The 3,713-nt window shown below is 47.3% G+C and carries 2 protein-coding genes and 1 pseudogene; 2 read left to right on the forward strand and 1 reads right to left on the reverse strand.

Going from position 1 to position 3,713, the window contains the following annotated elements:
* Both VIM72_RS15770 and VIM72_RS15775 read left to right on the forward strand, forming a co-directional pair.
* Window positions 1-181: pseudogene (locus tag VIM72_RS15770) on the forward strand (cytochrome-c peroxidase); the annotation flags it as partial.
* Window positions 178-813 carry a DUF2911 domain-containing protein gene (locus VIM72_RS15775; protein WP_332003786.1) on the forward strand — a complete coding sequence of 212 codons (636 nt, stop codon included), beginning with the start codon at window positions 178-180 and terminating at the stop codon, window positions 811-813. The pseudogene VIM72_RS15770 and the gene VIM72_RS15775, both read left to right, overlap by 4 nt.
* Before the next feature lie 575 nt (window positions 814-1,388).
* On the opposite strand, the gene VIM72_RS15780 is transcribed toward VIM72_RS15775, so the two are convergent.
* Window positions 1,389-3,635: a hypothetical protein gene (locus VIM72_RS15780; protein WP_332003787.1), complete on the reverse strand. Its 2,247-nt coding sequence runs from the start codon at window positions 3,633-3,635 to the stop codon at window positions 1,389-1,391.
* Between the last annotated feature and the right edge of the window lie 78 nt (window positions 3,636-3,713).

The raw sequence follows: 3,713 nt of genomic DNA on the forward strand, positions 1-3,713 counted from the left end.
GGCCGTGTTGGAGCATTATGCAGGCCATGTAAAGAACACACCCAACCTGGATCCTTTGCTGAAACGGGGAGCTAAACCGGGCATTCCCCTGGGGAAGGCGGAGCAAACCGCAATAATAGCTTTTCTGCGAACGCTGGATGACCGGACATTTATTAACAATAAACAATTTTCTGAACAATGAAACTGCAGTATGTTACCATGATCGCTGTGGCAATGCTGGCTGCTTGTAACAATAATACGGGCAAACCCGCGCCAATAGCCGGGGAACGCAAGGCGTCCACTATGCACGCGTCTCCGGATGGATCAGACTATGCCGATAGTGTTAACCAGGGCGCCATCCAGACAGATACGATGGCGGGAAGCCCGCTTCGTGCAGCGATGGCCAATATCGGAAAAGTGCATGTGCATATTGAGTATAGTGCCCCGGGAGTTAAAGGCAGAACTATCTGGGGCAATTTAGTGCCCTATGGCCAGGTTTGGGCAAGTGGCGCCAACCAGGCAACAGCGATCGATTTTTCCGGGGATGTTGTTATCCGCGAGCGTTCTATAGCAGCCGGGACCTATGCTCTTTTCACCATTCCCGGCCAAAATGAATGGATCGTGATCTTGAATAAACGCTTCACGCAGCATCTGACGGATGAATATGATCAAAATGAAGACGTAGCAAGGTTTGTGGTAAAACCTTTGAGCCTGGATACACCTGTCAGGCGGCTCACGTATTCGGTAGTGCCGGAAAGTGATTCAACGGGTAATGTGATACTTTCCTGGGATAGGCTGCAAATTATGCTGCCGGTTGCAGCAGGGGCGGGATGACGTCGGGGATAGTGAGCATGGGCCAGCTTACCAAACTTTTGCTATGCCGATATTGGATCTCTGTTTATATGAATTTTACAAATTCATCTGGATGCTGCTTTGCATATTGTTCTATAAGCTGCATTGTTTTATCTCGTTTCTTGTAATAGTTGGCGCTCTGAATCACCCCGGTAACATTTTATGTAAATGCACAGGAATTCTTTCAGCGGGATTCATTGCTGAATGATGCTGTTACGGTGAAAATGAAATGGGAAAAGCCAGATGGCAGCATCGTTCCTCTCGGTGAGAAAAAGATCTTTTTCAAGCGGAATGTTTTGACGAAGATCAGTGTAACAATCCCTCCCCCGGGAAGCGCCGCTTTAGGCCCGGTGATATCAGAAATGACCTGGTCTGGTAGTGAGACTGTAAATTTTTAGGAGTACGGTTCCTTATTTGCCTGCAAAGAATGCCCGTTGATAAGCAATGGGCATTCTTTGTTTCATGTATATTTGAATTTTCTGCAGATGAAGTGACTGTTGTGGTATATTTCTAAAGAGTTCCTGTTAAAATGTATGTTGCCAGCCGGCCGGGTAAATTTACATTGTAGCAGCATGATAGTGCTCATGCGGATTAGTCACTTTGAGCAGCGTCCTCGCTCCGCCACCGGAAATGATGGTTTTCGCTCCCGTTGGATCAATAATAGTCGCTCCCTCTTTATATACTTCTGCCACTAGGTTCAACATGAGATCGGCAATCCCGGTTGCCCAATAGTGCTCGATATGGATCACCATTTTGAGAACATCCTCCCATTTATGTCCACCATAATTGTGCTCGATCCAGTTACGGATATTGCCGGTATTATTTTTTATCGCATCTGCCACCGTTTGCTGCACTTTGTTGGGGGCTTCACCGTTAGAGGCTCCCCAGGCTCCGAAAATACAATGTCCGTCAGGCACGATCCAATGCAGCTTTAAGGTGGCATTTGTCAGTTCTTGGTCCTGTTGGGTCGTAGGGAAATAGGAGGCTCCCTGTATGGTGGGGATACTGGCGCCTGTTACCGTACTGGACGACGGTATGGGAAGCACCCAGGAAGAAGGCTCGGATTCTTTTTTCAGAGCGGAAAGCGTTAGCTCTGTTTTGTTGTTGACCTGATCGTAATCGGCTTTTTCTACCAAACGCTGATTATACATAAAATCCTGCAGCTCAGTGCGATTTTCAGTTACAACTTCTTTCTTCTCATCTATGCCTGCGCTGATGTGCATCGGAGAGGGCGGAGGGCTTGTATAAGCTTCGTCTTCAAATCTGGACTCTGGCTCATATGAGAACGTTGGATCTTTAGGCTTTAGTACTGTACTGAAAGGAAATTGACTGGTGTCTGCCTGTGCCGCTAATTCCACATGTTCTCTTGCCGACTTATTTCCCAGACTTTTATTCTTTAAATGGGAAAGTGGTCCATTGATATCCTTATATCTATTTGTTGCTTTATTATAGTCATCTGGCTTGCTATAATCTGCTACAGGCCGGTTATCTGCTTTCAGATGGCGCTGTTGGCCGGGGTCCTTTAACAGGTAATGGACGCGGTCCGGAACGTCATAAATATTTTGCATTTTAGCTCCGGCGTTTGGTTGAAAAGTATCTCCTTTGTAATGGTTGAGATGAAGAAAAGGATAGTCGTCATTTAAAGCCCTCATTTCAATTCCTTTTTGCCGGAAATGCTTTCCTTGCTCCTGATTCTCCCAGTAATTATTATAAGGGTGCTTTTCGATGAATTTTTTTTCAGTGGCGTTTTGGGGTAGATACTTGGAATCGTCGTAAGCTGGGTCAGGAGTCCCCATTGTTTTAGGTGTTGTTGTCCAGTGAGAAGCCTCGGACCGGAAAGGCCCCAATATGTGTTGATCGTCCTGCGCCTGCACGGAGTGTCCGTCTACCAGGCCCGTTCCTTTATATTTATAGCCTTCCCGTTGTTCCTTGCTTCCATAAGTGCGGTCTTTTTCGGCGCCATGGTTGTATCTTCCGCCAAAAGGACTGTAAAAATGTCCCAGCTGGTGGTTATCCTTCCAGACAACATAGGACGGCTTGTTTGGATGTCCGGATGCTACGATCCGGGCCTCGTCCTCCCTGGCTAGTTTTCTCTTTTTTGCTACGTTAAGGGAGTTGTCGGGCCTGCGGATCCAGAATTCATCTTCCTCTTTTTTCTCCAGGTCTGTAAGCCGAAGCAGCTGGGTATCATCCAGATTTTTGATTCCCGTAGCCGATTTAGTGGTTTGCACGGTAGAAGGCTCCAGCAGGGAAGCAGCCCTTTCTCTTTTTCTCCTGTTTTGTGCCGCCGCCATATCCGCGGCAGGAATAGCGGTAGCATTCATCTTCGCCCAGGAAACTTCGTTCGCTCCATGCATAAACAGATCATCTGCAATGGCTTCAATATCATTTGCACTGATAATACGGTCATGCTCCTGGAGCCATTCAGTTAGCAGTTGGGCATGCTGCGGCATCCAGGTGTATCCCTTGATGTCAAAAGCCTCCTTCATTTTTAATAGAAAGGCCTGGTAATTGGTGGGATGAATAAAGCCCCCGTTTAAACTGATCACCCGCTGTACAACCGGTTCCTGCGTAGAGGTAGATGGTGGTAAGCCTTTCTGTGATGCCGGTCTATTTGCTAACCGTTGAAGCGGGGCTTTATCCGGTTGTTGGGACGATAGTGTTTCTTCGGATAATTCGCCTTCCTTCATTTGCAGGGACGGAACAACAGCAGGCCTGGCAATACCCATTGAACCTACATTATACGCTGCCGCCGGACTCGCGTGAGCCGGTGTGGTTTGATTGTTTTTCTGATCGTGGGGCATGACTTTGAGGGGATTCGGTATTCATGGAACATTCTCAGCTGAAAATACTAAATTTTCCTGATAAAACCCGGCTGAGTG

This window comes from Chitinophaga sp. (assembly GCF_036569185.1).
In the GTDB taxonomy this organism is placed as follows: domain Bacteria; phylum Bacteroidota; class Bacteroidia; order Chitinophagales; family Chitinophagaceae; genus Chitinophaga.

What these genes read in the sequence shown, in the direction of transcription:
- VIM72_RS15775 (WP_332003786.1), top strand. Translation starts at nt 178, where the DNA reads ATGAAACTGCAGTATGTTACCATGATCGCTGTGGCAATGCTGGCTGCT.
- VIM72_RS15780 (WP_332003787.1), bottom strand. Translation starts at nt 3,635, where the DNA reads ATGCCCCACGATCAGAAAAACAATCAAACCACACCGGCTCACGCGAGT.